This is a genomic window from Pseudomonas sp. 1L-B-1-E-C1 (assembly GCF_057291835.1).
Genome location: NZ_JBXAWN010000003.1, coordinates 150414 through 177068 on the forward strand (window position 1 = coordinate 150414; position 26655 = coordinate 177068).

21 protein-coding genes are annotated in these 26655 nt (G+C 61.4%); 11 read left to right on the forward strand and 10 right to left on the reverse strand.

Features of this window, described 5'->3' with window-relative positions; genetic code table 11:
* Positions 1 to 7: 7 nt before the first annotated feature.
* The 8 genes from AC0Z4S_RS06975 to AC0Z4S_RS07010 are packed head-to-tail and all read right to left on the reverse strand — an operon-like array spanning position 8 to position 8996.
* On the reverse strand, positions 8 to 1138 hold the full coding sequence (locus tag AC0Z4S_RS06975; RefSeq protein WP_485622514.1) for a glycosyltransferase family 4 protein: 1131 nt from the start codon (positions 1136 to 1138) through the stop codon (positions 8 to 10).
* Positions 1139 to 2269 (reverse strand): glycosyltransferase family 4 protein, encoded by a 1131-nt coding sequence (locus AC0Z4S_RS06980; RefSeq protein ID WP_485622515.1) that lies wholly within the window; start codon positions 2267 to 2269, stop codon positions 1139 to 1141.
* The gene (locus AC0Z4S_RS06985; RefSeq protein ID WP_485622516.1) at positions 2253 to 3620 is read right to left on the reverse strand and encodes a glycosyltransferase family 4 protein; all 1368 of its coding nucleotides are present in this window, start codon (positions 3618 to 3620) and stop codon (positions 2253 to 2255) included. The genes AC0Z4S_RS06980 and AC0Z4S_RS06985 overlap by 17 nt, the downstream gene beginning before the upstream one ends.
* The gene (locus AC0Z4S_RS06990; RefSeq protein WP_485622517.1) at positions 3617 to 4870 is read right to left on the reverse strand and encodes an ABC transporter ATP-binding protein; all 1254 of its coding nucleotides are present in this window, start codon (positions 4868 to 4870) and stop codon (positions 3617 to 3619) included. Before AC0Z4S_RS06990 ends, AC0Z4S_RS06985 begins: the two co-directional genes overlap by 4 nt.
* Positions 4870 to 5667 (reverse strand): ABC transporter permease, encoded by a 798-nt coding sequence (locus AC0Z4S_RS06995; RefSeq protein WP_471878913.1) that lies wholly within the window; start codon positions 5665 to 5667, stop codon positions 4870 to 4872. The genes AC0Z4S_RS06990 and AC0Z4S_RS06995 overlap by 1 nt, the downstream gene beginning before the upstream one ends.
* Positions 5668 to 7110, reverse strand: a complete 1443-nt coding sequence (locus AC0Z4S_RS07000) for a mannose-1-phosphate guanylyltransferase/mannose-6-phosphate isomerase (protein ID WP_253497422.1) — start codon at positions 7108 to 7110, stop codon at positions 5668 to 5670.
* Between the two features lie 3 nt (positions 7111 to 7113).
* Positions 7114 to 8085: a GDP-mannose 4,6-dehydratase gene (gene gmd / locus AC0Z4S_RS07005; RefSeq protein ID WP_253497418.1), complete on the reverse strand. Its 972-nt coding sequence runs from the start codon at positions 8083 to 8085 to the stop codon at positions 7114 to 7116.
* Entirely contained in the window at positions 8085 to 8996 is a 912-nt protein-coding gene (locus AC0Z4S_RS07010; RefSeq protein WP_253497415.1) for a GDP-mannose 4,6-dehydratase, read from the reverse strand. Before AC0Z4S_RS07010 ends, gmd begins: the two co-directional genes overlap by 1 nt.
* A 427-nt stretch (positions 8997 to 9423) precedes the next feature.
* Between AC0Z4S_RS07010 and AC0Z4S_RS07015 the strand changes: the two genes are divergently transcribed.
* The 6 genes from AC0Z4S_RS07015 (at position 9424) to AC0Z4S_RS07040 (ending at position 17711) form a co-directional block, all read left to right on the forward strand.
* On the forward strand, positions 9424 to 11001 hold the full coding sequence (locus AC0Z4S_RS07015; protein WP_485622518.1) for a glycosyltransferase: 1578 nt from the start codon (positions 9424 to 9426) through the stop codon (positions 10999 to 11001).
* The gene (locus AC0Z4S_RS07020) at positions 10995 to 12296 is read left to right on the forward strand and encodes a glycosyltransferase (RefSeq protein ID WP_471878916.1); all 1302 of its coding nucleotides are present in this window, start codon (positions 10995 to 10997) and stop codon (positions 12294 to 12296) included. Before AC0Z4S_RS07015 ends, AC0Z4S_RS07020 begins: the two co-directional genes overlap by 7 nt.
* Positions 12293 to 13447, forward strand: coding sequence for an acyltransferase family protein (locus tag AC0Z4S_RS07025; protein ID WP_485622519.1), 1155 nt, complete (start codon positions 12293 to 12295; stop codon positions 13445 to 13447). Before AC0Z4S_RS07020 ends, AC0Z4S_RS07025 begins: the two co-directional genes overlap by 4 nt.
* Complete coding sequence (locus AC0Z4S_RS07030) at positions 13441 to 14268, forward strand: class I SAM-dependent methyltransferase (RefSeq protein WP_485622520.1); 828 nt, start codon at positions 13441 to 13443, stop codon at positions 14266 to 14268. Before AC0Z4S_RS07025 ends, AC0Z4S_RS07030 begins: the two co-directional genes overlap by 7 nt.
* Positions 14269 to 14404: 136 nt before the next feature.
* Positions 14405 to 15589 (forward strand): DUF3142 domain-containing protein, encoded by a 1185-nt coding sequence (locus tag AC0Z4S_RS07035; protein WP_485622521.1) that lies wholly within the window; start codon positions 14405 to 14407, stop codon positions 15587 to 15589.
* Positions 15576 to 17711: a hypothetical protein gene (locus AC0Z4S_RS07040; protein ID WP_485622522.1), complete on the forward strand. Its 2136-nt coding sequence runs from the start codon at positions 15576 to 15578 to the stop codon at positions 17709 to 17711. The genes AC0Z4S_RS07035 and AC0Z4S_RS07040 overlap by 14 nt, the downstream gene beginning before the upstream one ends.
* On the opposite strand, the gene AC0Z4S_RS07045 is transcribed toward AC0Z4S_RS07040, so the two are convergent.
* Complete coding sequence (locus AC0Z4S_RS07045) at positions 17708 to 18337, reverse strand: LysE family translocator (RefSeq protein WP_485622523.1); 630 nt, start codon at positions 18335 to 18337, stop codon at positions 17708 to 17710. The genes AC0Z4S_RS07040 and AC0Z4S_RS07045 overlap by 4 nt on opposite strands.
* 145 nt (positions 18338 to 18482) lie before the next feature.
* On the opposite strand from AC0Z4S_RS07045, the gene AC0Z4S_RS07050 reads away from it, so the two are divergent.
* A complete protein-coding gene (locus AC0Z4S_RS07050) occupies positions 18483 to 18956 on the forward strand; it encodes an Lrp/AsnC family transcriptional regulator (RefSeq protein WP_485622524.1) in 474 nt (157 codons plus the stop codon).
* Positions 18957 to 19057: 101 nt separating this feature from the next.
* Here AC0Z4S_RS07050 and lpdA read toward each other — a convergent pair whose 3' ends face one another.
* Positions 19058 to 20458, reverse strand: coding sequence for a dihydrolipoyl dehydrogenase (gene lpdA / locus AC0Z4S_RS07055; protein WP_485622525.1), 1401 nt, complete (start codon positions 20456 to 20458; stop codon positions 19058 to 19060).
* 211 nt (positions 20459 to 20669) lie between these two features.
* Between lpdA and hflK (AC0Z4S_RS07060) the strand changes: the two genes are divergently transcribed.
* The 4 genes from hflK (AC0Z4S_RS07060) to AC0Z4S_RS07075 are packed head-to-tail and all read left to right on the forward strand — an operon-like array spanning position 20670 to position 26624.
* Positions 20670 to 22631, forward strand: coding sequence for a protease modulator HflK (gene hflK / locus AC0Z4S_RS07060; protein ID WP_485622526.1), 1962 nt, complete (start codon positions 20670 to 20672; stop codon positions 22629 to 22631).
* Positions 22628 to 23671 (forward strand): protease modulator HflC, encoded by a 1044-nt coding sequence (gene hflC, locus AC0Z4S_RS07065; protein WP_485622527.1) that lies wholly within the window; start codon positions 22628 to 22630, stop codon positions 23669 to 23671. Before hflK (AC0Z4S_RS07060) ends, hflC begins: the two co-directional genes overlap by 4 nt.
* The gene (hflK, locus tag AC0Z4S_RS07070; protein ID WP_485622528.1) at positions 23668 to 24717 is read left to right on the forward strand and encodes a protease modulator HflK; all 1050 of its coding nucleotides are present in this window, start codon (positions 23668 to 23670) and stop codon (positions 24715 to 24717) included. The genes hflC and hflK (AC0Z4S_RS07070) overlap by 4 nt, the downstream gene beginning before the upstream one ends.
* A complete protein-coding gene (locus AC0Z4S_RS07075) occupies positions 24714 to 26624 on the forward strand; it encodes a heavy metal translocating P-type ATPase (RefSeq protein ID WP_485622529.1) in 1911 nt (636 codons plus the stop codon). Before hflK (AC0Z4S_RS07070) ends, AC0Z4S_RS07075 begins: the two co-directional genes overlap by 4 nt.
* The last annotated feature ends 31 nt before the right edge of the window (positions 26625 to 26655 follow it).

Genomic DNA, 26655 nt, shown 5'->3' on the forward strand with positions numbered 1-26655 from the left:
CCCGCGTTCAAGCGTAGGACAGCGCCTTCTCCGCCAACAGTTCCTGATACAACTCGGTCCACTTGCGGCCCATTTCATCGGCAGTGAATAACTGCCGATAGCGCGCTTCGGCTTTGACGCCCATGGCGGCGGCACGCTCCGGGTTCTCCCACAAGGTGCGCATGGCTTCGCGGAACGCTTGTGGATTGCTCGGCGGCACCACCAACCCGGTTTCATTGTGAATATTGATGAAACTGGTACCGGTGCCGATTTCGCTGGAGATCATCGGTTTGCCGTACATCGCGCCTTCGAGCAACGAAATGCCGAAGGCCTCCGAACGCAGGTGTGAAGGGAAGACGATCGCGTAGCTCAATTGCAGCAACGCCACCTTGTCTTCGTCACTCAGGCGTCCGAGGAAATGGATATTGCGCAGGCCCAGCGCGGCGGCCTGTGCATGCAGTTCCTGCTCCAGCGGACCAGCGCCGACGATCACTACCGGATAATCGACGTCTTTCAGTGCGTCGAGCAGGATGTGCAAACCCTTGTAATAGCGCATGACTCCCACGAAGAGAAAGAACTTATCCCCAAGCTGTTTGCGCCAGCGGTGCATCCGTTCGGCATCGGGCTGTGGATAACCTGCTTTGTTCAGGCCGTAAGGGATAACGCGGGTCTTGTCCTGAAACTGCTGCAGCACATCACTGGTGTGCAGATAGTTCGGCGATGCGGCGACGATGCGGTCGGCGCTGGCGAGGAAGCGGTTCATCAGCGGCCGGTACAGCTTGAGCAAATGCTTCTGACGAATGATGTCCGAGTGATAGGTAACCACCGTCGGTTTATCAAGGGCGCTGGCGAAATGCACCAGATCCATGAACGGCCACGGGAAGTGGTAGTTGATCACGTCGGCCTCGGCAGCCAGCGCGCGGAACTGCTTGAACACACTCCAGGAAAACCCGGTGGAGGCGAACTGGATATCCAGTTTCGCCCGGTGCACTTCATGCTGGCCCAGCTGCATCATCGGCGGTGTCGGGTCCGTGCTGAGGGTCAGCACCTGCGCGTCGATGCCATGCTGGGCACCGCTTTCGCACAACTGGAAAATGACTTGTTCGATGCCGCCGACCGAATCGGGCAGGTATGTCTTGAAGAAATGAAGAACGCGCATTCAACCTCCCATGGCCTGGCGGTAGGCACCGGCCGTAGCCTGTGCACAACGCTTCCAGGAAAAAAGCCTTGCCCGCAGCAATCCTGCGTCGCGGCACGCTTGCCAATGCTGCCGGTCGTCGATCAGACGAATCAGCGCATCGCGCAGTCCCTCGGCATCGTCCGCATCAATATAGTTGCCCGCGTCGCCAGCCACCTCCGGCATCGCCGAAGAGCGAGTAGTCACCACCGGCGTGCCACTGGCCATGGCTTCCAGCACCGGCAAGCCAAAGCCCTCATACAGCGATGGAAATATCAGTGCCCGGGCGCCGGCCAGCAGTTGCGCCAATTGCTCATCGGGCAGATAGCCGAGCAGACACACATGGCCGCTCGCCAACGCCTGGCGCAGTGGCTCGTTGAACTGCTCGCGCTGCCAGCCGGCCATTCCCGCAATCAACAAGGGAAAGCGCTGGCGCACAGCGTCGGGCAGCAGGGCGTGGGCCTGCAATGCCAGACTCAGGTTCTTGCGCGGCTCAAGGGTGCCGACACAGAGCAAATATTCCCCTGCCTGGACGGCGTGAGCCTTGAGCACACTGTCGATTTCATGGGGTTGCCGAGGACGAAATCGCTCGGCCACACCTAACGGCGCCACCACGAAACGATGCGCAGGAAGATTGAAATATGCCTGCGCCTCGTCGGCGATTGCCTGTGAGTCGGTGAGAATTACCCGCGCCTGCTCCATGCCGGCGGCCAGACGACGTTCGATCTCCCTCAGACGCGCCGGCGGCTGGGTTTGCGGAAAGTGCAGGTGTGTCAGGTCATGCAGGGTGATCACGGTCGGGCCGTCGAAGGCCAGCGGCCACAGGCTCGGCTCGTGATAAAGATCGATTCCTTGCGCACGCCCCTGATCGAAGCGTTTCTGCTCCAGCCAGCGCCGGGCCTGATAAGCCCCGGGAATTTGCCGCAGCAGCGGCGTCATGCGCGAATAGCCGGGTACTGCAGCTTCCGGCAGGGCCGAACTCCAGCCCCAGCCGTGAAACAGGCTCACGTCCAGGTCGGGTTCGCCGCGCAAGGCTTTGACCAATTCGGCGACGTAGTGGCCGATACCGGTGCGCGGCGCTTGCAGGATGCGGGCGTTAAGAGCAATGCGCATGCGGCCTCGCTTGCAGGCGCGGGGCCTGCAGAACATGGTGCAGGCTGCGTGTCGCCAGTTGCTCGCTCGCCTCGCGCCAGCCGATCCAGCGCCAGTCGGCGACATCGCGGGCGGCGGGAAAATGCCCGCTGCGCTGATACGTCTCGATCAGATCGGCGAGGCTCTGCGGATCGTGCAGATCGAAATAAGCCATGAACTCGCCGCCAATCTCGCGAAACACGGCGATGTCGCTACCCATCGCTGGCAAGCCACGCTGCATGGCTTCTACCAGCGGCAGGCCGAAGCCTTCGACAAACGAGGGAAACACCAGTGCACTGGCGTGGGCGTAGGCATATTCCAGGCTGGTATCGCTCAGGTCGTTGAACATGAACAGGCGCCGGTTCAATTGCGGGTGATTGCGGATGCGGGCGAGCAGGGCGTCGCATTTCCAGCCAATGCGCCCGGCGATGCACAAGCGTGCCGTTGAGCCAGCGGTCCAGGCACGTTCGAAGGCGTCCAGCAGGTACGCGTGGTTCTTGCGCGGCTCGATGGTGCTGACCATCAGAAAAACCGCTTCGGGCGCAGCGAACAGCTCTTTCAGGCGCGGTTCGACCGTTGCTGTGCTGTGATGCAGATCGAGCTCGGAACCCAGATGGAAGAAATCGAACCAGCGCTTGTCGGTCTGCGCTGCACCGATTCTGCGCTGCAATTCGTCACGCACCTGATCACGCACCGTGGCGGAGATCGCCATGTAGCCGTCGGCCGTGCGGGTGACCCAGTCGAACCATTCGTTGAAAACCTCGACCAGACGCGTGTCGTAAAACTGCGCATGCGTCAGGGGAATCAGGTCGTAGATCACCGCGATCACGCCCACGCCCTCGCGTTTGAGCTGTTCGACGTGGGCGAAGAAATCCGAATGCCAGGACGAATCCAGCAGCACCAGTTGATCGCCGGGCTGGTGCTGCAGCGGCGAACAGCGTTTAAGCAGTTGCCTGCGATTGATTCGCCGGATCAGCCGAATCGGCAAGCCGAACACTGCAAACTGGGTCAATCGATAGCCCACATAAAGCACCCGACGCGCCAGTTTCGAAGCGCACTGTGCATCGCGGCGCTGATGCCATTGCCAGAAACGGTGAGCAAGGCGCTGCAAGCGTTCGCCAAAGGTTTCAAGGGTGTTCCAGAACGGTGTATCGAACGGCGCCAGGCGCACAACGCGGTACAGCTCGCCATTGAGCACGACCACCGGCATGCATTCGACACCTTCAGCGCTGGCGGGCAGTTGCTTGATGACGTTGCGCACCACGCGCTGGATACCCGAATTGACCGTCGGGTGTTTGAACACGTGGGTACATTCGACCAGCAGGCGGGTCATGGTGCGCGCTCGACAGTCCGGGCCTCGGTGTCGCGGGTGACCGTGGTTTTCGCGCCCAGCCAGGCGCAGCCGACGAAGTCTTCCTGGCGGTTGTTGATCACGTGGAACACCAGCCCGTAGTCACGCCATTCGAAGTTTCGATCCAGATGCGAGTCCAGACGCGACAGGCTCAGCGACACCGAATAATTGCCCTTGCCCAGGCCCATGACGAAGGCAAAGCGGTAGGTGATGCGCTCGCCGGCGTGCAGGTCGGTCAACGCCTTGTCCAGGCGGTGGGTGTTGATGCCGTACATCATCTGGCCCAGACGATCCTTGAGAATAAAGCCCAGTACCAGCCGTTCGATGTCCTTGCGCACTTCCACCTGTACTTCGAGGACCACCGGTTGGCCGACTTCGACGGCATCGATGCTGCGCTCGTTCTCATCGAGCAGGCGTACGCTCAGAATCGCCGCTTCGCCGGTGCCAGACACCGTTTGCACCTCGCCGCCGGCAAGCATTTGCTGGCGCACGACTTGCCCTTCGCGTTCGGCCATCAGCGCGTTGTAGTAGTCGAGCACCGGTTCCGGTTTGCCGCGCATGGCCATGCGGCCATCCTTGAGCAGGATCGCCGAATCGCAGATCGACTGAATGGCCGAGCGGTCGTGGGAGACAATCAGCAAGGTCGTGCCGGATTTGCGGAAGCTACGGATGCGTTCGAAGCTCTTGTGCTGGAAATAGGCATCGCCCACCGACAGCGCTTCGTCGACGATAAGAATGTCCGGGCGCCGCGCCGTAGCGACGCTGAAGGCCAGGCGCATCTGCATGCCGCTGGAATAGGTCCGCACCGGGTGGTCAATGGCACCGCCGATTTCGGCGAAGTGCTCGATGTCGGGCATCAGGGCTTCGATTTCTTCGAGCTGCATGCCCAGCAATTGTCCGGCCATGATTGCGTTCTGCCGACCAGTGAAGTCCGGATGAAAACCCATGCCCAGTTCCAACAGCGCCGCAACGCGCCCCTGCAGTTCGATCTTGCCGCTGGTGGGTTGGGTGGTGCCGGTAATCATCTTCAGCAAGGTGCTTTTGCCGGCACCGTTGGCGCCAACGATGCCCACCGCTTCACCGGGGGCGATCTCGAATTCGACATCCTGCAGGACCCAGTGCTGGTGATGGCGGATCGGCGCAAAGGGGATCAGCCACTCGGCCAGGCGGGCCCAACGGTTGGGGTATTGCTTATAGGCCTTGCTCAGACCGGTGACGCGAATATGTCCCATCAGAGTTCATCCACCATTTCGCCGACGCGCTGACGAAACAGCCTTAGCCCGATCAGACAAAACACCACGGCGGTGATGAAAATCGGCAACAGCGAACTCCAGACCGGCCACTGACCGTAAAGAAACAGGTTCTGATAACTGCTGAACAGGTTGGTCAGCGGGTTGAGTTGCAGCAGGCGCTGTACCCATTCCGGGAGGATGGTGATCGGGTACACGATGGGGGTCAGCCAGAACCAGAATTGCAGGCATATGCCGAATAACTGACCGACGTCGCGAAAGAACACATTCAACACGCCGAGCACCATGCCCAACCCGGCGCAGAACATCATTTGCAGAGCAATCAGTGGAATCAGCCCCAGCAAGGCCATGCCCGGCCAGCGCCCGGTGATCAGCAGAAAGCCGAGAAACAGGCTGATGATGATCGCGAAATTGATCGCGGCGTTGATCAACACGATCACCGGCAGGCAGATCCTCGGGAAGCTGATTTTCTTCAGCAGGTTGGCGTTTTCCAGAAACATGTTCTGGCTGCGCAGGGTGATTTCCGAAAACAGTCCCCACGCCAGCAGGCCCGCGCACAGATACACGCTGTAGGCCATGCTGTCGTCCACACCCGGCAGGCGCGCGCGCATGATCTGCGAAAAGATCACCGTGTAAACGATGATCATCGACAGCGGATTGAAGATCGGCCACAGCGCGCCGAACAACGAATTGCGATACCGCGCTTGAAACTCTCGCTGCACGCTGCCGAGGATGAATCCACGGTAGCTGCGCAGCGAGCGGTACAGGGAAAGCAGCATTCAAACCGTCCTGCCGTATTGATCTTCGAAGCGAACGATATCGTCCTCGCCCAGGTATTCGCCGCTTTGCACTTCGATGATCACCAGATCGATCACCCCGGGGTTCTCCAGGCGATGTTTGTGGCCGGCGGCAATGAACGTCGATTCGTTCTTCGCCACCAGTGTCGTGCCGGAGCCATTGTTGGTGACCTTGGCCATGCCTTCGACCACCACCCAGTGTTCGTTGCGGTGATGGTGCATTTGCAGCGAGAGCTTGCCACCGGGTTTGACCACGATGCGTTTGATCTTGAAGCGCGGGCCTTCTTCCAGAACGGTGTAGGTGCCCCACGGACGGCTGACCGTACGATGCAGGCGATAGGCTTCGTGGGACTTGTCCTTGAGTTGCCTGGCCACCCGGCGTACGTCTTGTGCACGGTCGGCATGGGCCACCAGCACCGCGTCGGCGGTGTCGACAATGATCAGGTTATCCACACCGACGGTCGCCACCAGCCGGCCTTCGCTTTGCACGAAGTTGTTATGGCTGTCGATGAAGATCGCTTCGCCGCTGGCGCGATTGTTGTCGGCATCGGCGGGGATCAGCGCAGCGACCGCGCTCCACGAACCGATGTCGCTCCAGTCGAAACCAGCGGGTACCACGACGACTTTTTCCGAGCGTTCCATCAATGCGTAATCAATGGAGATGTCAGTGATTTCGGCAAACAGCGTCGGCGACAACTCCTGTTGCAGGCAGCCAACCGTTTCGACCGGCGCGCTGACGGCCATGCAGGCTCGAGTCTGCTCCAACAACTCGGGTGCATGCAGTTGCAGTTCGGCGATAAGCGTAGCGGTGGTGAAGCAGAACATCCCCGAATTCCACAGGAAATTGCCGCTCTCCAGATAATGCGTGGCGGTCTGCAGATCGGGTTTCTCGACGAAGCGCTGCACCTTGGCCGCGCCTTTGGCGTCCAGGGGTGCCCCGGTTTCGATATAGCCGAAGCCGGTTTCCGGTGCGTTGGGGACCACGCCGAAGGTCACCAGATAGCCATCCTTCGCCAGATTGACTGCGTGTTCGACGGCACTTTTCAGCGCGTCCTGATCGACGATCAGGTGATCGGCCGGCATCACCACCATGATCGCGTCGTCGCCATGCAGTGCCTGCAACGACAGCGCTGCCGCCGTGATCGCCGGTGCGGTGTTGCGCCCGGTCGGCTCGAGCAGGAAGTGTCCGCGATGACGCGAGACCTGCGCTGCGCAATAGTGATCCTTGCTCTGGAAGTAGTACTCGCGATTGGTCACTGTGACGATGTCGCCCCAGCCGTCGAGCAAGGCTGCCGCGCGCTGGTAGGTCTTGCCCAGCAACGACTCGCCATCGGGCAAGGTCATGAATGGTTTGGGGTGGCCCTCGCGGGACACCGGCCACAAACGGGTGCCGGCACCGCCGGACAGAATCACCGGAATCAGCATGGCCTACTCCTTGGCGACGCGTTTCATGTCCGCATCCATCATCATGCGGATCAGGCTGTCCAGGTCGGTTTTCGGTTTCCAGCCGAGCACGCGCTGCGCCTTGGCCGGGTTGCCGAGCAGCACTTCGACTTCGGCGGGGCGGAAGAACGCCGGGTCGATCTTCACGTAATCACGATAATTGAGGCCGACGTGATCGAAGGCGATGCGGCACATCTCGCGTACGGTGGTGGTGACGCCGGTGGCCACCACGAAGTCGTCCGGTTTGTCCTGTTGCAGCATCAGCCACATGGCTTCGACGTAATCGCCGGCAAAACCCCAATCGCGCTTGGCGTCGATGTTGCCCAGCGCCAGCTCCTGCTGTTTGCCCTGTTTGATCCGGGCAGCAGCGTCGGTGACCTTGCGGGTGACGAACTCGATGCCGCGCAGCGGGGATTCGTGGTTGAAGAGGATGCCGCTGTTGGCGTGCAGGTTGAAACTTTCGCGGTAGTTGACGGTGATCCAGTGGCCGTAGAGTTTGGCTACACCGTAAGGACTGCGTGGGTAGAACGGCGTGTTCTCGTCCTGCTGCTCGGCCTGGATCAGACCGAACATTTCGCTGGTCGAGGCCTGATAAAAGCGCGTGTGCGGGCTGAATTGGCGAATGGCTTCGAGCAGATGTGTCACGCCCAGACCATCGACGATCCCGGTGGTCACCGGCTGGTCCCAGGACGCGGCGACAAAACTCTGTGCGGCGAGGTTATAGACCTCGTCCGGTGCCGATTTGATTACCGCGCGCTGCACCGAGCAGGCGTCAGCCATGTCACCGTCGAGGTAGACGATATCGGCTTCGACACCCATCTCGCGCAGGCGCCAGCGTGAATCGCTGCTGCGTCGGGCGACGAGGCCGTGAACCTTGTAGCCCTTGTCCAGCAGCAGTTTGGCCAGATAGGCGCCGTCCTGGCCCGTAATCCCGGTAATCAGTGCACTTTTTGTCATTATTGTCGTACTCGCGTCTCCCAGTCGGACAGGATCGCCCGCAGGGATTGTTGTGTGGTGGTGACTGGCGCCCATCCTGTGGCGTTGGCCAGTTTTGCGTGGCTGCCGCAGACGCGGCGCTGGTCGGCGCGGCGCATGCGCGCCGGGTCCTGCACCAGCTCTACGTCGACCTCGGCCAGATCGGCCAATTGCTCGATCAGGCTGCGGATGCTTTGCTCGCGGCCCGAGCAAATGTTGTAGACCTGCCCCGGTGTGCCGTTTTCCAGCAGCGCGAAGTAGGCCGAAATTACATCGCCGACATCGAGAAAATCCCGTGTCACGTCGATATCGCCGACTTGCAGTTGCGGCGCTTGCAGGCCCTGTTTGATGCGGCAGATCTGCCGGGCGGCACTGGCGATGACGAAGCTGTCTTTCTGCGCCGTGCCGATGTGGTTGAAGGGGCGGGCGACCAGTACCGGCCAGCCTTCGCTCAAGCCCCACTGCAGACTGAGAAATTCTGCCGAGAGTTTGCTCACCGCATAAGGATTGCGCGGCAGCGGCGGTTGTTGCTCGGTGATCGGCAAATCCTGTTCGCCGACCTGGCCGTAGACGTCACCTGAGCTGACGTACACAAACGTGCCGGCAAAGCCGCGGGCTTTCAAAGCCTGCAGCAGATTGAGGGTGCCCCGCAGATTGATGTCGAAGGTGCGCGCCGGGTCACGAAAGGCTTCCGGCACGAATGTCTGCCCGGCCAGATGAATCACCGCATCGGGTAATTGTGGCCACAGATCGATGAGGCTGTCGGCGTCAGTGAGGTCGTAGCCCGAAGCGGCAGGCATCAGCGCCCACGGCGAATCCGGCATGGCCAGACGCGATTGAATGTGTTGTCCCACGAAGCCGTTGAGGCCAGTGACGAACAGACGTTTTTTCAAACAGCGACCCCTTGGTCTGTGACTTGCGCCTTTTTCCCACATGCGTTGGGGGATAAGTCTGTCAGACCGGGTCGAATATCCGGAGAAACAGCAGGCGAAGCCGTTGTTGTAGTTGTTTGGTTGCCAATCTGTGCCAATTGCTCGGCAATTTCAACCGGGCAAACCGTGACCGATGAGTTCTCATCAGCTTAGCCCTGTTTATTCTCGCCGGGCGGTTCCCGGAGTCGCGGCGGATGTGTTTAGAATGGCCTTCGTCGCGAGTTGGCCGGTTATTTTCAGGGAGCCGCGGCGCAGGGTGAAACTGACCACTAAAACAAGAACGAAGACGTGCCCGATGATGAAGGACGAGTGCCGGCCCTGCCGCGCCGATCCGACGCCGGCCGTCATAGCATGGAGTAGCCGGGACGGCGCTTCATCGTGGGATGCCATGAATTTCATTCTTTACTCGGACGTCAACGACCATTCCATCAGCGCCAGCCTCGGGCGTCCGGAATACAGCTATTACTTTGTCCTCAAAGCCTATCGCCCGGTGCTGGAAAGCCTGGGGCGCGTGCACGTGGCAGCTGCTGTCGCCGACGTCGATGTGCTTTACCGGCAATTGCTCGCCGCGGGGGAAGACAGCGTATTCCTGTCCTTCACCCCACCGCAGAAAACCCCGGTTGACCTGGAATGCCCGACGATTTGTGTGGTGGCGTGGGAGTTCGATTCGATCCCGAATGAACAATGGGACGACGATCCGCGTCACGACTGGACGCAGATGCTCGCTCGTCATGGCCGGGTGATCACGTTGTCGAGCCATACAGCCCGGGCGATTCGTCGGGCCATGGGCGAGGAATTTCCGGTGCTGGTGCTGCCCACACCGCTGTGGGAAAACTTCACGGCGATTCGTCAGCAACATGTATCGATGCCGATCAATGCGGGAACCACGCTGACGATCAAGGGTTGCATTTTCGATTCACGCACCTTGGGGCTGTCCGCCGATGCGCTGATTCCGACGCCGATTACGCCTGAAGAGGAGGCCGCGCTGGCTGCAGCGATCGAAGCCGCGCGCCCGCCACCGCTGACGCTCAAACGCCGATGGGTTATTGCTCGACATTACCTGCGTTTGTGGGCGCTCAATCCCCGGCACTCGCAGACGGAAGCGGTGCCACGGGTCAGATTTCTCTACAACTGGTACTGGGAGGGCATTCGCGATCTGGTTCCGGACGTGTTGCATGGCTGGCTTGAACAACGTCTGCCCGCCGTGTGCGGCGCGTTGCCGGTGCCGATGGTCGAACCGCTGCCGCTGGAGCTGCCGGACACTTCATCGGTCGTTGAAACCACGGTCGACGGCGTGGTTTACGTCAGCGTGTTCAACCCTCGGGATGGGCGCAAGAACTGGCATCACCTGGTAACGGCATTCTGCTGGGCATTTCGCGAAACGCCCGACGCGACGCTGGTGCTGAAGATTACCCAGAATGATCTGGCGTCCTATTACAGCGAGTTGATGACGCTGCTGGCGCAACTCACGCCGTTCGCCTGCCGGGTGGTGGTGATGCACGGTTACCTCGACGACGCGCAGTACGCCAGGCTCTATCAGGCAGCCAGTTTTTATGTGAACGCGTCACGCTGCGAAGGGCTGTGCCTGCCGTTGATGGAGTTCATGTCCAGCGGCAAACCGGCGATCGCTCCCGATCACACAGCGATGCAAGATTACATCGATGAATCGGTGGCGTTCGTGGTCAAGTCCAGTGAAGAACTGACGATCTGGCCGCAGGACACGCGGATCATCTACCGCACGTTGCGTCACCGTCCCGATTGGGGCTCGCTGAAAAACGCTTACGAAGACAGCTATCGGATGGCCAGGACCCAGCCGCAGCAATATCGGCAGATGTCGGACGCTGCCGTCGAGCGCATGCGCGAGTACTGCGCGTTCGCGCCGGTGCAAAAACGCCTGGCGGATTTCTTTGCCCTGGCACCACGCGCTGCGGACGCTGCACCCGTGACGGATAACGCCTCATGCTGATCATCATTCATTCGGAAACCAACCAGCACACCATCGCGCAGAATCTCGGACGTTCGGAGTACAGCTACTACTTCGTGCTCAAGGAGTATCGTCCGGTGCTGGAACGCATCGGTCGCGTGGTGGAAGTGGCCGATCCGCAGACCGAAGTCGATGCGCTGTACCTGGAATGCCTGAGCCGAGGCGAGGCTTGTGTATTTCTGTCGTTCTCACCGCCGCACCGCACCCCGGTGCACCTGGCGTGTCCGACGTTGCCGGTGTTCGCGTGGGAGTTCAGCACCATTCCCAACGAACCGTTTGCGGGTGAGCCGCGCAATGACTGGCGCACCGTGCTGGCGGCCTGCGGGGCGGCGGTGACTCATTCCAGTTACACGGTCAATGCCGTGCGCGAGGCGATGGGGGCCGATTACCCGATTGTCGCGGTGCCGGCACCGGTCTGGGACCGCTTCGCCGCCCGTGGCGCGCTGTTGCCTGAGCAGCCGCTGTCTGCCGCCTACAGTCTGACCATCAAGGGTCTGGTCGCGGACAGTCGTACCTTGAACCTCAACGCGTTCGGACCTGCTCACCTGCGTAGCGGCGACGGCATCGACTTCGCCGCGCCCGCCAGCGAGCAGACGCTGTTGCTCGATGGCGTGGTGTACACCTCGGTGTTCAACCCCGGTGACGGGCGCAAAAACTGGGAAGACATGCTCAGCGCGTTTTGCGTGAGTTTTCGTGACATCGAAGATGCGACTCTGGTGCTCAAGCTCACGCACCATGACGCCGAAGAGGCACTCAGCGACATCCTCCATCATTTGTACAAAAACCAGTCCTATCGCTGCCGCATCGTCCTGATCTACGGTTACCTCGCCGATCCGGACTACGAGCAGTTGGTGCAGGCCACGCGCTATGTGGTGAATACCTCCTACGGCGAAGGCCAGTGTCTGCCGTTGATGGAGTTCATGTCCTGTGGCAAACCGGCGGTGGCACCGCGCACCACGGCGATGATCGATTACCTGAGCGCCGATAATGCCTTCCTGATCGAGTCTACCGACGAGCTCACGGCATGGCCGCACGACCCGCGCCGGGCATTTCGCACCTTGCGTTACGTCACTGACTGGGCATCGTTGTGCCAAGCCTACAAAGCCAGCTATGAGGTAGCGAAAAACCATCCAGCGCGTTATGCGCAGATGTCAGCACAAGCCGTTCGCAGCTTGCAGGGCTTCTGCAGTCAGGCCGTGGCCGAGCAGCGGTTGCGGCTGTTCATCGCGCAGCTGTTCGAACAGCGCGGGGTTGCCATGGACGTCCCGCAAGCATGAGCAACAAACGGATCATGGACATTGAGGTCCTGCGCGCGGTTGCGGTGCTGGGCGTGCTGTTCCATCACCTGCAAGGCAGTCTGTTCGCCGATCCGGTGCCGTTGCTGGAGAACATTCATGGCTGGGCGCAGCCGTGGTGGGGCGTCGATCTGTTTTTTGCGATTTCCGGATTTGTTATCGCTCGCAGCCTGATCCCGACACTGCAAGGCTGTACGACCCGCCAGGAGTATTGGCAGCAGACGCGCAACTTCTGGCTGCGAAGGGCCTTTCGTCTGCTGCCCTCGGCGTGGCTATGGCTGGCGCTGATGCTGTTGGCCTGCCTGTTTCTCAACCGCTCCGGGGCCTTCGGCACTTTATCCGCCAACCTGCAGGCGACGTTGGCCGGGGTGTTGCAGTATGCCAATTTCCGCTTTGCCGACAGCTTCTTTCATTACGAGTACGGCAGCAGTTTCGTCTACTGGAGCCTGGCGCTGGAGGAGCAGTTTTATCTGCTGTTTCCGCTGCTGATCCTGCTGTTGCGCCGGCATCTGGTCTGGGTGTTGCTGGCCCTGGTTGCGGTGCAGATTCTGGCCGTGCGTACACCGTGGCTGATGGTGGTGCGCACCGACGCGCTGGCCCTCGGCGTGCTGTTGGCAATATGGAGCCAGCAGCCGGGTTATCAGCGCTGGCAGCCAGGATTTCTGCGGCGGCCGTGGGCCGGGGTCGCAACATTGATTGCCATCGGAGCATTGCTGAGTTTCATGGCCACCGACCGCTTCACCTTTGCCCCTTACCGCATCGGCTCGATCGCCGTGCTCAGTGCGGTGCTGGTGTGGATCGCTTCATACAACCGCAACTACCTGATGCCTGCCGGTGCCGTGCAACGTTGGCTGGCATGGGTCGGCAGCCGCTCGTACGGCATTTATCTGATCCACATTCCAGCCTATCAACTGGTGCGTGAACTGATCTTTCGCTTGCAGAGCAGTGGCTTGCCCAGTCCGGCGGGGCATCCGATCGTCACGCTGTTGCTGGCGTTCGGGCTGATCGTGATGCTCAGTGAACTCAACTACCGCTTGATCGAAATGCCCATGCGCCACCGTGGCGCTACGCTGGTCAAACGCCTCGGCACATCCCGATCCGCCATCCCGTCCTCTGGAGCCACCTCATGCTGAGCCTTTTGAAGAAACTCACGACAGCAACGCCGGCACAGCCTGTTGCGCCGGCTGTCGAGAAGACCGATCCGTACATGCTCGGCCTGCACGATGCGATGCTCAGTGGCTGGTTCAATCAGCAAACCGGCGAGCTGTTCAAAGACTTTCCGGTGAGCGCCGATGACATCTTGCTCGACGTTGGCTGTGGTGATGGCGGCAACGTGCATTTCTGTGGCATGCGCGGAGCGAAGATCATCATCGCCGACATCGATGCGGCCAAGGTCGAAGCGACACGTCAGCGCCTGAGCGATACCCCGGCCCGCGATGTCGAATGTCACGTCACCGATTGCAACCCGCTGCCGATTGCCGACGCCACGGCGACACGCGTGGTTTCTACGGAGGTGATCGAACATGTCGACGATCCGGCACAGTTTCTCGCTGAACTGGTGCGCGTCGGCAAGCCAGGTGCGTTGTACCTGCTGAGCGTGCCGCATCCGAGCTCCGAAGATCTGCAGAAGGGCATCGCCGCGCCCGAATATTTCCAGAAGCCCAACCACATTCGCGTCATCAGCGAAGAGCAGTTCAAGGCGCTGGTCAGCGACGCCGGACTGGAGATCGTCAGCCATAGCCAATACGGCTTTTACTGGTCGATGTGGATGCTGCTGTTCTGGGAAGCCAAGGTCGAATTCAGCAACCCCGACCACCCGTTGCTCAATCACTGGGCCAATACCTGGCAGGCCGTACTGGATTCTCCGCGGGGCGCGCAGATCAAGCAGGCGCTGGATGCGGTGGTGGCGAAGAGTCAGGTGATCATTGCGCGTAAACCTGCGGCATCCCTGTAGGAGCTGCGGCACGCTGCGATCTTTTGATCCTGATTGTTAACGCACGATCAAAAGATCGCAGCCTCGTTTCACTCGTCAGCTCCTACGGGGTTTTTGTGTAACCTTGCAGCCCTGTGGTCTCAGGGATTTTCAAGGTATGCGGTTTATTTTGGGTCTGTTCCTTGGCGTGTTGCTCGCGGGTTGCGAGCAACACGTCGCGCCTGCCCTCGACCAGCAACTCTATGTCTGGCAACGCCAGTGGACGCCCGCGCACGAGCCGGCATTGAGCGCCAGTCGCAGTGACTTCTCGACATTGCGGGTGCTGGCATTGCAGGGTTTTCCGGGCACCCGTTGGAGCAGGGCGCAGGTCGATCCAGGATTACTGAAAGCCGATGGCCGACCTTTGATCGCGGTGATTCGCCTCGATGGCCAGCTCCAGTCGCTGGACCCTGAACAGGTCACCGCGCAGATTCTGCAAGTGATCGCCGACTGGCAGGCGCAAGGTCTGACCTTGAGGGGTATCGAGATCGACCATGATGCCGGCAGTGCACGGCTGGCCGCGTACGCTGAACTGCTCGAACACTTGCGCACGGCCTTGCCGCCATCGCTGCCTTTAAGCATCACCGCGCTGCCGGCATGGCTCGACAGCGCGCAATTGCCGGCACTGTTGCAGAGCGTCGACAGCAGCGTGCTGCAAGTCCACGCCGTGAGCGATCCGCGACGCGGTCTGTTTGATCCGCAGCAGGCTTTGAAGTGGGCCAAGGCCTGGGCCCGCGTCAGCGACAAACCGTTCTATCTGGCGCTGCCGGCCTATGGCGTTGCGCTGTTGAATACTGACGGTGGCGCCCCGGTGGTGGAAAGCGAAGTGCAACTTGAGCGCGGCGGGCAGCGCCGGGAATTGCTTGCCGATCCGCTGCAACTCAGCCAATTGGCCAAGACCTTGCGCGAGGATCCGCCCGAGCATCTCGCCGGGCTGATCTGGTTTCGTCTGCCGCTGGCCAACGACCGTCGCGCCTGGAGCCTGACGACTTTACGCGCCGTGGCTCGAGGTGATTTGCTCAGCAGTCATCTGGGCCTGTCGTTCAAAGAGCAGGAAGGACTCTACGACATCCAGCTCGAGAACCGTGGCAATCTCGACAGCCCGTGGCCCGCGCGAATCACGCTGAAGGCGCAGGACTGTGCTGGCGCCGATGCGCTCGCCGGTTATGCATTGCAACAACACGCCGATCTGCTTACCTTCACCCGCCTGCGTGACGGCCGCTTGCCGGCGGGCGGGCAGCGCGCTATCGGTTGGGCGCGCTGTGCACATATTGATCAAGGAGGTTCGCATGTTGACCCGTAACTGGCCCCGCCATCTGCTCTGCCTGAGCCTCAGCCTGCCATTGGGGTCGGCGCTGGCCTGCGGCCCGGACTTCCCGTTGCGCCTGCTCGACAATCGCGCGCAGACGCTGGCCGATCTGCCTGAGGGCAGCTTCAGCTTCGAAATCAGTCGCCTGGGAAAAACCATTGCCGGACTGAAAAACGTCACTGCAGCCACCCACAACCCCAACGACTACGCAGAAGACAATGCGTCTGAACTGGCTCGCGAGCAGGCTGAACAAGTTGGCCTGAGCGCCGAGCAATACGCGGTGGTCAAGCGGCTGCGCGGGCTCAGCGATGCGCGTCACGCCGAGGAGCAGGGCGCCAGTCTGCCGGCGGAACTCCGCTTGTACGTGGCGGGCGCGGTAGCCTTTACCACGGGCGATCATCAATTGGCCACGGAGTATTTCCACAAGGTACTGGCGCTGCCGGCAGACCAGCGTCCGTTGCGCAGCACTTGGGCGGCGTATTCCCTCGGGCGCATCGCTTTCGCCATGAGCAATGAAGCGCACGACCGCATCGAAGCGCTGGAGCAGGCGCGCGCTGCCTTTCGCCAGGCTCGGCAGTTGAGCATCGACGGCTTCAGCGATCCGCTGGAACTGGGCGTTGCCAGCCTCGGAGAAGAGGCGCGGGTGTTGCGCAGCGCGGGCGACTGGAATGGAGCCATCGAACTCTACGAAGCGCAAAATCTGCACGGCTCGGCCGTCGGTTACACCTCGCTCAAGCAAGTGATGAACGAACTGGCCGAGTTGCCTGAGGCGCAGCTGGCAAAACTGCTGCAGCAGCCAGCGGTGCAGCAACTGGTTACGGCGTCGCTGGTCAGTCGTCAGGGCTGGTCATTTGGCGAGCAGCCGCCGAACGAAAAGAAACTGGTGACGCTGCTGCAGAACAGCACTCGTGGCAGCCTCGACAATGCCGATCGATTGGCGGCAATGAGTTATCAACAGGGCGACTATGCGTCTGCCAAGGCCTTCCTCGACAATGCCGGGGACGGCGGGCTCGCTTGGTGGTTGCGGGCGAAACTGGCGGTGCGTGATGGCGACACGACTGCCGCCGCGGCAGCCTACGCCAAAGCCGCCCAGGCTTTCCCGCAGAACGAAGACTGGGGTTATCGCCGCACACCGGACTGGGCGTTTGAAACCGTGCAGCCGAAATGCCGGGTCGAGGGCGAAAGCGCGATCCTCGCGTTGCAACGCGGTGAATACCTGCAAGCATTCGTGCAGCTGTATCGCAGCAACAGCATTTACTGGTTCGATGCCGCCACCGTTGCCGAGCGGGTGCTGACGGTCGATGAGCTCAAGCATTACGTTGATGAGAACGTGCCGGCGCCGCCGCCATTGACTCAGCAGGAGCGCGATAACTACGTGCCGCTGTCGGTGGCCGCCAATCTGCGCAATCTGCTCGGCCGACGTTTACTGCGTGAGGGGCGTTACGAGGAAGCGGTCGCTTATTTCGCCAGTGACGATTTGCAGCACAAGGCCCGACTCTATGGCGAGCAACGCCTAAAGGCCGAGTCGGCGTGGTGGCCGAGCAAACGCGCCAGTGCGTTGTACAACGCCGCGTGGACGGCCCGGGAGTGGGGCATGGACATCCTCGGTTATGAGATGGCGCCTGATTACGCCACCTTCGGCGGCAACTACACGCTGGAGAGCACGAAGCTGGATGTCGGCCCGCTCATTTCCGCAGCGGAAGTGCAGCGCCAGCAGGCCAGCGCCGCACAACCGGATCAGCGGTATCACTATCGTTTTGTCGCCACGGCGCTGGCCAGTCGCGCCGCCGATAACCTGCCGCACGCCAGTCAGGCGTTTGCCGCAGTCCTGTGCAATGCCGCCGGCTGGAACAGCAGCCTTGCAGACCAGAGCGCGCTGTATCAGCGCTACGTCAAGGAAGGCCCTTATGTGCCGTGGGCGCAGGACTTCGGCAATCAATGCCCGTACCCGGACTTCGAGAACGCCGACAAGCGCTACGTCACGCAGGTGACCGATGCCGTGCGGGCGGCACTGCGCCCATACAAGTGGCCAGTGCAGATTGGCGTGGTGGTGCTTGTCGCTGTTGCTGCGTTCCTGATGATCGCGCGTCGTCAGCGCAAGGTGCGCAAAGCCTAAGCCTGCTGAAGGAAGCTCAGGCGTACGGCGAAGCCGATCAACAGGCTGCCGAACAGCCACTGCTGAACGCGCTGGGCCGTTGGACTGTGTTGCAGCCAACGGCCCAATGCCGCGCCGGTCAGGGCGACAACACTGTCGAAAAGCAGGCCGACGCTGACCAGCACCACGCCGAGTACGGCGAACTGGGCCAACACCGACGCGCCGTGGCTGACGATGAACTGGGGCAACAGCACCGAGCAGAACAACAAGGCCTTGGGGTTGAGCAGGTTGGTCAGCAGGCCGCGCCGGATTGCCTCGCGCCACTGGCCCTTGGCAGATGTCTGCGCTTGCGTTTGCAGGCTCGGCACCAGCGAGCTGCGAAAACATTGAATGCCGATCCACAGCAGGTACGCCGCACCGGCGATGCGCACCACGTCAAAGGTCCACGGTGCCGTTTTGAACAGCGCCGCCAGCCCCAATGCCGCCAGTGCCACATGGCAGGCGCGGGCGATGGCCAGGCCCAACGCCGTGGCCAGCGCCGCACCTCGACCTTGCCGCGCACCGGTTTGCAAGAGCAGGATCATGTCCGGTCCCGGCAGTAGCAGAACCACAGCCAGGGTCAGGATAAACAGCCAGAGACTTGCCACGTCGCGCCCTCTTTCGTTGGTGATTTGCACGCGCCAGTCTAGAGCGAGAGGGCAAGGCAGGTGCTTGCGTAGTCAGCTTCAAAATCCTGCGTGTTTGGCATAACCTGCTGGTTTTCCACCGTGTAACTATCGGGATCTGCCAAAGATGAAACTCGACGCCTATGACCGCAAGATTCTCGCCGCGCTGCAACGCAACGGCCGCTTGAGCAATGTCGAGCTGGCGGAGGAAATCGGCCTGTCGGCCTCGCCGTGCCTGCGGCGGGTGCGCATGCTGGAAGAGGCGGGAGTGATTCGTGGCTATCAGGCCAATCTCGATCGCGACGAAGTCGGGCTGGGGCTGACGGTGTTCGTCGGGGTCAAGGTCGAGCGGCACAACGAAGAACGCGCCGAGGCTTTCTATGCCGCTGTCACTGCGTTACCCGAGGTGATCTCGGCCTTTCTGGTGTCCGGGGAGTCGGATTTTTTGCTGCAGGTGGTGGTGCCCGACTTGCGGGCTTATGACCGCTTTGTCAGTGCGCACCTGCTGAAACTGCCGGGAGTGAGCGATATTCGCAGCAACTTTGCCATTCATACGGTGAAAGCACCGGGGGCGTTGCCGCTGGGGCATCTGCCGCTTTAGACCGGGTGGCGCCATTCGCGAGCAGGCTCGCTCCCACAGGGGTAACGCATTCCAATGTGGGAGCGAGCCTGCTCGCGAAGGAGCGCGCAAGGCTTGGAGATTTACATCTGCGTCGCCATCCCCTCGACATTCATTGCCGCCTGACGCAGCGCTTCCGAGCGCGTCGGGTGCGGATGGCAGGTCAGGGCAATATCCTCGGCCGATGCGCTGAATTCCATCGCCACGCAAAACTCGCCGATCATCTCGCTAACGCTCGGCCCGATCAGGTGCACGCCGAGCACTTCGTCCGTGCGCTCGTCGGCGAGGACTTTGGCAAAGCCTTCTGTTTCGTGATTGATCTTCGCCCGGCTGTTGGCGCTGAAGGGAAACTTGCCGACTTTGTAGGCACGGCCCTCGGCCTTGAGCTGTTCTTCGGTCTGGCCAACGCTGGCCAGCTCTGGCTGGGTGTAGATAACGTTGGGGATCAGCGCGTAATTGACCTCGCCGGCCTTGCCGTGAATCTGCTCGACGCAGGCCATGGCCTCGTCTTCAGCCTTGTGCGCGAGCATCGGGCCGGACGTGACGTCGCCAATCACCCAGATCCCGGCGGCTTCGGTGCGATGTTGCTGGTTGGCTAGCATGCCGCGTTGGTCGGTGCTCAGGCCGACGTTCTCCAGGCCAACGCCTTGGGTGTACGGCCGGCGCCCGATGGCCACCAGCACATAGTCGGCTTCGATCAGCTCAGCAGTGCCGCCTGCGGCAGGTTCGACGCTAAGCTGCACGCCTGTAGCGGAGCTGGTGGCGCTGGTGACCTTCGAGCTCAATTTGAAGGCAATGCCTTGTTTGCTCAGCGCGCGTTGCAAGGTTTTGCCGGCCTCGCCATCGACGCCGGGACAGATGCGATCAACGTATTCGACCACGGTGACCTGCGCGCCGAGTCGGCGCCATACCGAGCCCAGCTCCAGGCCGATCACCCCGGCACCAATGACCACCAGATGTTTGGGTACTTCACTCAATGACAGCGCGCCAGTGGAATCGAGGATGCGCTGGTTGTCGATCTCGACGCCGGGCAGGGGAGTGGGCTCGGAGCCGGTGGCGATGATGATGTCCTTGGCGCTGAGCTCGGTTTTGTTGCCCTGAGCATCGGTCACCGAGACTTTGCCCGGGCCGTCGATGTGGCCCCAGCCCTTGATCCAGTCGACTTTGTTCTTGCGAAACAGAAACTCGATGCCTTTGGTCAGGCCGGCGACGCTTTCGTCTTTCTGTTTCATCATTTGCGCCAGGTTCAGCGTCGGTTTGACTTCGATGCCGAGGTTGGCGAACTCGGTGCCCACCGCAGCGGCATAGAGCTCGGAGGCGTGCAACAGGGCTTTGGACGGCATGCAACCAACGTTCAGGCAGGTGCCGCCAAGGGTCGAACGCCCTTCGACACAAGCAGCCTTGAGGCCGAGCTGGCCGGCGCGGATCGCTGCGTTATACCCGCCGGGACCACCGCCCAGAATCACCACGTCATAGTTGCTCATGCGCTTGCTCCATATTGCTCGTTGGGGGATAGCCAAGATTAGTCGCGATAAAAATTACGTGCGTAATATGAGCCTCGCCGAACATTTCGGTCAAGGCTTCAGGCAAGCGACAGCTGCAGCGTCTTTGAATAAGGGTAATTGTGTACGAATATTTCACAGTCTCCGTTATATCGTAACGCTATGAACGCAGGGCCTACATTTTCGGGGTTTTATGCAAGTCGATCTTGAGTTGGACGCCACGCCAGTCACCGGGCTGCCGCGCTTTCAGCAGGCAGCGGCCCAATCACGCAAATTGCGTCGGCTGGCTTATGGACTCGGCGCAGCGGCCTCGTCGGGCTGGGTGCTGGCGTTTTTCGTCGGTCTTTTTGCGCCGCAATCGCTGTGGTTGCCGATGCTGATCAATCAGAGCGCAGCTTTGCTGGTGCTGGTCGCCGGTCTGCAATCAGCCTGGTGGGTGACGCAATGGCGCGCACGGGTGATGCATCCGCCAGTGTCGCAAACGGCAGTCGCTGAGGAGGGCGCCGCAGTCGATGGCTGGTACGAAAGGCTTCTGGAGCGCTTGAGCCAGCGCAGCCGCCATCTGCTCGGGCAGATCGGCGCGCCGACGTTATGGCTCGGCGGCTGGGCGTCGCTGGTGATACTCAGTATTGAGCAGGTCTGGAATCTCACTTTACCTGCGGCGGCCTTGGGTCTTTCGGCGAGCATCGGTGCGGCATTGGCGCTGTTGCTGGCGTTTGCCTTGCTGGTGCTGGAGCGGCAGCTGGCCCAAGAGCCGCCGGCGCAATGGCCGGAAGCGGCGGCACTGGCGCAACTGACCCGGGTGGCGATCATCACCCTACTGATCGGCGCATTGTGCCTGTTGTTTGCCAGTGAGCACGCGGTCTGGCCGGTTCGCGTGGCGGTGCTCAGCGCCATCCTGCCGATGTTGGTTGCCATCGAACTGTTGTTGCGCGCGGTGTTGGCTGTCTTCAGCCCGCGCCGCGAACAACTGGAACCGACCCTGCTGGCGCGCAGTTTTATCGCCGATATGCTGCGCTGGCCACCGCAGCCGTTGTTCGCGTTGCAGGATGAAATGCACAACCGCTTTGGTATCGATCTGCGCCAGATCTGGGCGTTCAGTTACATGCGTCGAGCCTTGTTGCCCGTGTTGGCAATGGTCGTCCTGATCGGATGGCTGCTGACCGGCGTACATGAAATACCCCTGCAAGCGCGTGGCATCTACGAGCGCTTCGGTAAACCGCAACAGGTGTTCGGTCCAGGCTTGCACAGCGGTCTGCCTTGGCCGCTGGGTCGCGTACTCACTGTTGAAAACGGCGTAGTTCACGAGCTGGCAACCAGCGTTGGCGACAAGCCGTCAACCGTGCCGACAGATTCTGCTGAAGGCCCGGCGCCGTTGACCGCCAACCGTTTGTGGGACGCCAGCCACGTCAACGACAAATCCCAGGTCATCGCCAGCAGCCGCGGTGCGCAACAAAGTCTGCAAATCGTCAACATGGACGTGCGCTTTGTTTATCGCATCGGTCTGAACGACGAAGCGGCGCTCGCCGCGACCTATAACAGCGCCGATGTACCTACGCTGATTCGCAGCACCGCCAGCCGCATCCTGGTTCACGATTTTGCCTCGCGCACCCTCGACGGTTTGCTCGGCGACGACAGGGCAGGGCTGGCCGAGGAAATCGATCGCGCGGTGCAAAGCGATCTGAACAGACTGAACAGTGGTGTGGAAATCCTCGCCACCGTTGTCGAAGCGATTCATCCACCGGCCGGCGCGGCGAATGCCTATCACAGTGTGCAAGCGGCGCAGATTGGCGCGCAGGCGTTGATCGCTCGCGAGCGCGGGGCGGCTGCGCAGGCCAGTAACGAAGCGCAGTTGCAGGCAAGCACGGCGGGCGATCAGGCAACGGCAAATGCGCGAGAGATCAATGCCGCCGCGCAAATCGCCGACCTGAAATTCAGTGCCGAGCGGAAAGCCTTCGCCAGTGCCGGTCAGTCCTTCGTGCTGGAGCGGTACTTCGATCAGCTCCGTCAGGGCTTGAGTAAGGCCAGGTTGCTGGTACTCGACCATCGACTCGGCGGCAGCGCAAATGCGCCAACCATCGATCTGCGTACTTTCACACTGCCGACTGATCCATCGTCCGCACGTACCACCGCGCAACCAGGAGCCACCCATTGAGCCAGTCGCCTGTTCATGACGTTCACGACCACAGCGGCCACGACCACGGCCACGGCGGCCATCACCATCATCATGGTCATCATCACCCTCACGGCGACCCGCAAGAGGCCGGACCATTTCCTTGGCGACGTATGAGCTGGGCTGCGTTGCTGGTGACGTTTGCCATCGCCGCCGCGAGTCTGGTGCAAGTGCGCTCCGGCGAAGCCACGGTCATCACCCGTTTCGGCAATCCGTCGCGGGTCTTGCTCGATCCCGGTCTGAGCTGGCGCTGGCCCGCGCCGTTCGAAGCGGCGATCCCGGTGGACTTGCGTCTGCGCACAACCTCCAGTGGTTTGCAGGACGTCGGCACTCGAGACGGCTTGCGCATCATCGTTCAAGCGTATGTGGCGTGGCAGGTGCAGGGTGATCCTGAACACGTACAGCGTTTCATGCGTGCCGTGCAGAATCAGCCGGATGAGGCGGCGCGGCAGATTCGCACATTTGTCGGCTCAGCCCTGGAGACCACGGCCAGCAGTTTCGACCTGGCCAATCTGGTCAACACTGATGCGAAACAAGTGCGCATCGCCGATTTTGAAGCGCAGTTGCGTCAGCAGATCGATCAACAGTTGCTCGCCACTTATGGCGTGCGCGTGGTGCAGGTCGGTATCGAGCGGCTCACTTTGCCCTCGGTCACGCTCAGTGCAACGGTCGATCGCATGCGCGCCGAGCGTGAAACCATTGCTACGGAACGTACAGCGATCGGCAAACGCGAAGCGGCGCAAATTCGCTCCGCTGCCGAGCGCGATGCGCGAATCGTCCAGGCTGATGCAACGGTGAAAGCCGCCGACATCGAAGCGCAGTCCCGGGTCGAGGCTGCGCAGATTTACGGTCGCGCCTACGCCAGCTCGCCGCAGCTGTACAACCTGCTGCGCTCGCTCGATACCCTCGGCACCATCGTCACGCCGGAAACCAAGCTGATTCTGCGCACCGATGCCGCGCCGTTCCGCGTGCTGGTCGATGGGCCGCCGACTCTCGACAGCAAATCCGGATCGCAACCATGAATGAACAAGTTCCACGTGGAACACATGCGTTGAACAGTCCGTGGATTCAGGCGGGGCGTCTGGCGTTTATCGCCCTTTACGCGGTCACCGTATTGGCCGCCTTGGCGTGGGCGTTCTCGAATGTGCGCCAGATCGATCCGCAGAACCGCGCCGTGGTGCTGCACTTCGGGGCGCTGGATCGCGTGCAGAATGCCGGACTGTTATGGGCATGGCCGCAACCCTTTGAACAGGTAGTGCTGTTGCCAGCGGCGGATCGGGTAATCGAGCGTCGGGTGGAAAATCTGTTGCGCAGTGACGAGGCGCTGAAGGCTGATCGTGTGGCTTCTTTCGCCACGCCATTGAGCGATGCCCTCGCCGGCTCTGGTTATTTATTGACCGGTGACGCCGGTGTGGTGCAACTGGACGTGCGAGTGTTTTACCAGGTCTCCGATCCCTATGCGTTCGTGTTGCAGGGCGAGCATGTGCTGCCAGCGCTCGACCGGGTGGTGACACGCAGTGCGGTGGCGCTGTCCGCCGCGCGGGATCTCGATACCATTCTGGTCGCTCGCCCGGAGCTGGTGGGCGCCGACAATCAGGCGGCCGAGCGTCGTGAGCGTTTGCGCGGTGATCTGGTGCAAGGCATCAACGCGCGTCTCGCTGAACTGAAGGCGAGCGGGCAGGGCATCGGTATCGAGGTGTCGCGGGTCGATGTGCAATCGAGTCTGCCGGAGCCAGCGGTCAGTGCCTTCAATGCGGTTCTGACCGCCAGTCAGCAGGCTGACAAAGCAGTGGCTAACGCACGCACCGATGCCGAGAAACTTACCCAGTTCGCCAACGAACAGGCGGACCGCACGCTCCAGGTGGCTCGCGCGCAGGCAGGCGAGCGTATTGCAAAAGCCTCGACCGATACCGCAACCGTCTTGAGTCTGGCCACGTCTGCCGACCCGCAAATGCTCCTGCGTCTGTATCGCGAGCGCATACCGAAGATTCTCGGTCAGGCCGGGTCGGTCACCACCGTCAACCCGAAAGACGATTCCCGGTTGATCATTCAAGGAGCCAGTCAATGACGGCGACCACCGCTGCTCCAAGTCTGTTGTCCTCGGCCGAACAACGTCGCGCCGCGCGTCAGTTGACCTTGGCGATGCTCGCGCTCGGGCTGCTGGGTCTGGGGTTGATCTGGCGCTGGATGCTCCCGGAGCAAATCGGTGTCAGCCAATTGCTGCTCGGTTTGGCCTCGTTGCTGGTGGCGGTTCCGGTGATGCGTTCGGCGTGGTACAGCCTGCGCTACCCAAGCCTGCACGGCATCACCGATCAGTTGATCGCGCTGGCCATGCTGGGTGCCTGGGCGACCGGTGATCTGCTCACTGCGGCGTTGTTGCCGATCACCATGATCTTCGGCCACGTGCTGGAAGAGCGCAGCGTCATCGGTTCTCAGGAAGCGATCAATGCGCTTGGCCAGTTGACCCGCAGCCATGCGCGCAAGCTGCAAGCAAACGGGTCGATCATTGAAGTGGACAACGGCACGCTCAGCGCTGGCGATGTTGTCGAGGTGCGGGCCGGTGATCGAGTGCCGGCGGACGGTCGGGTATTGTCCGGCCAGGCGAGTCTGGATACGGCGTCGATTACCGGTGAGTCGGTGCCGATGGAGGCGGGGGTGGGGATGCTGGTGTTCGGCGGTGCGATCAACCTCGATGGATTGCTGCGCGTCGAAGTCACTCGCACCGGCGACGAATCCACTTTGGGCAAAGTCATCGCCCTGATGCAAAACGCCGAGCGCTCGAAACCGCCGATCACGCGATTGCTCGAACGCTATGCCGGCAGCTACATGGTGCTGGTCTTGTTGCTGGCGGCGGTGACCTGGTTCGTCACCCATGATGCACAGGCGATGCTCGCGGTGTTGGTGGCGGCGTGTCCGTGTGCGTTGGTGCTGTCGGCGCCGGCCACGGCGATTGCCGGTGTCGCCGTCGCCGCGCGTCACGGGATTCTGATTCGCAGCTCGGCGTTTCTCGAAGAACTCGCCGATCTGACCTCGCTGGTGGTCGACAAGACCGGCACGCTGACTTACGGCACCTTGCGTTTACAGTCGATCGACAGCCTCAGCGCGGAAACCGAAGAAGTGCAGGCGCTGGCCGCCAGTCTTGGCGCGGCGAGCAGTCATCCGGTCAGTCGGGCGCTCTCGGGGCTGGTCAATCAGGACGCCTATTGGCCGTTATCAGATATCCATGAGCGCCAGGGCCTTGGTGTCGTAGCGGTGACAGAGAAGGGCGAGGCGGCGCTCGGTCGGCCAGAGTTGTTCGCGCAACTGGGCGTCATCACGACTGCGGTTCCTGAACACGACGGCCCGATCGCCGGGTTGGCCCTGAACGGTGAATTTCTCGCCTGGCTGTTGCTCGCCGACAGCGTCAAACCCGAAGCACGCTTTGCCCTGAGCGAGCTGCGCGAACTGGGTCTGGGACGACAACTGCTGCTGACCGGTGATCGTCACAGTGTGGCCCGAACCCTGGCGCAGGAAGTCGGACTGAACGAAGTCCAGGCGCAAGCGCTACCCGAAGACAAACTCAATCGAGTGCTCCAGGAAATCGATCGCGGCTTTCGCCCGATGGTGGTGGGCGACGGCATCAACGATTCTCTGGCGCTCAAGGCCGGCGTCGTCGGTGTGGCGATGGGCGCCGACGGTGCCGACATTGCCTTGGCGTCAGCAGACATCGTCTTGATCGGCAGTGACTTGCGTCGCCTCGGTACCTGCGTGCGCCTGAGTCGTCAGTGCCGGCGCACTTTGCAGGTCAATGTGGTGATCGGTCTCGGCTGGACCCTGGCCATTGTGGTCTTCGCGGCTTTCGGCTGGCTCGGCGCCGCCGGTGCGATGATCGCGGCGTTGCTGCACAACCTGAGCACTCTGCTGGTGTTGGGTAACGCCGGGCGTTTACTGCGCTTTCAAGAGCCGTTGCTCAAGCTCGGTGCTGAGGAAAAATGAAAGAAAATTCATGAACCGCGGGCTGAACAGG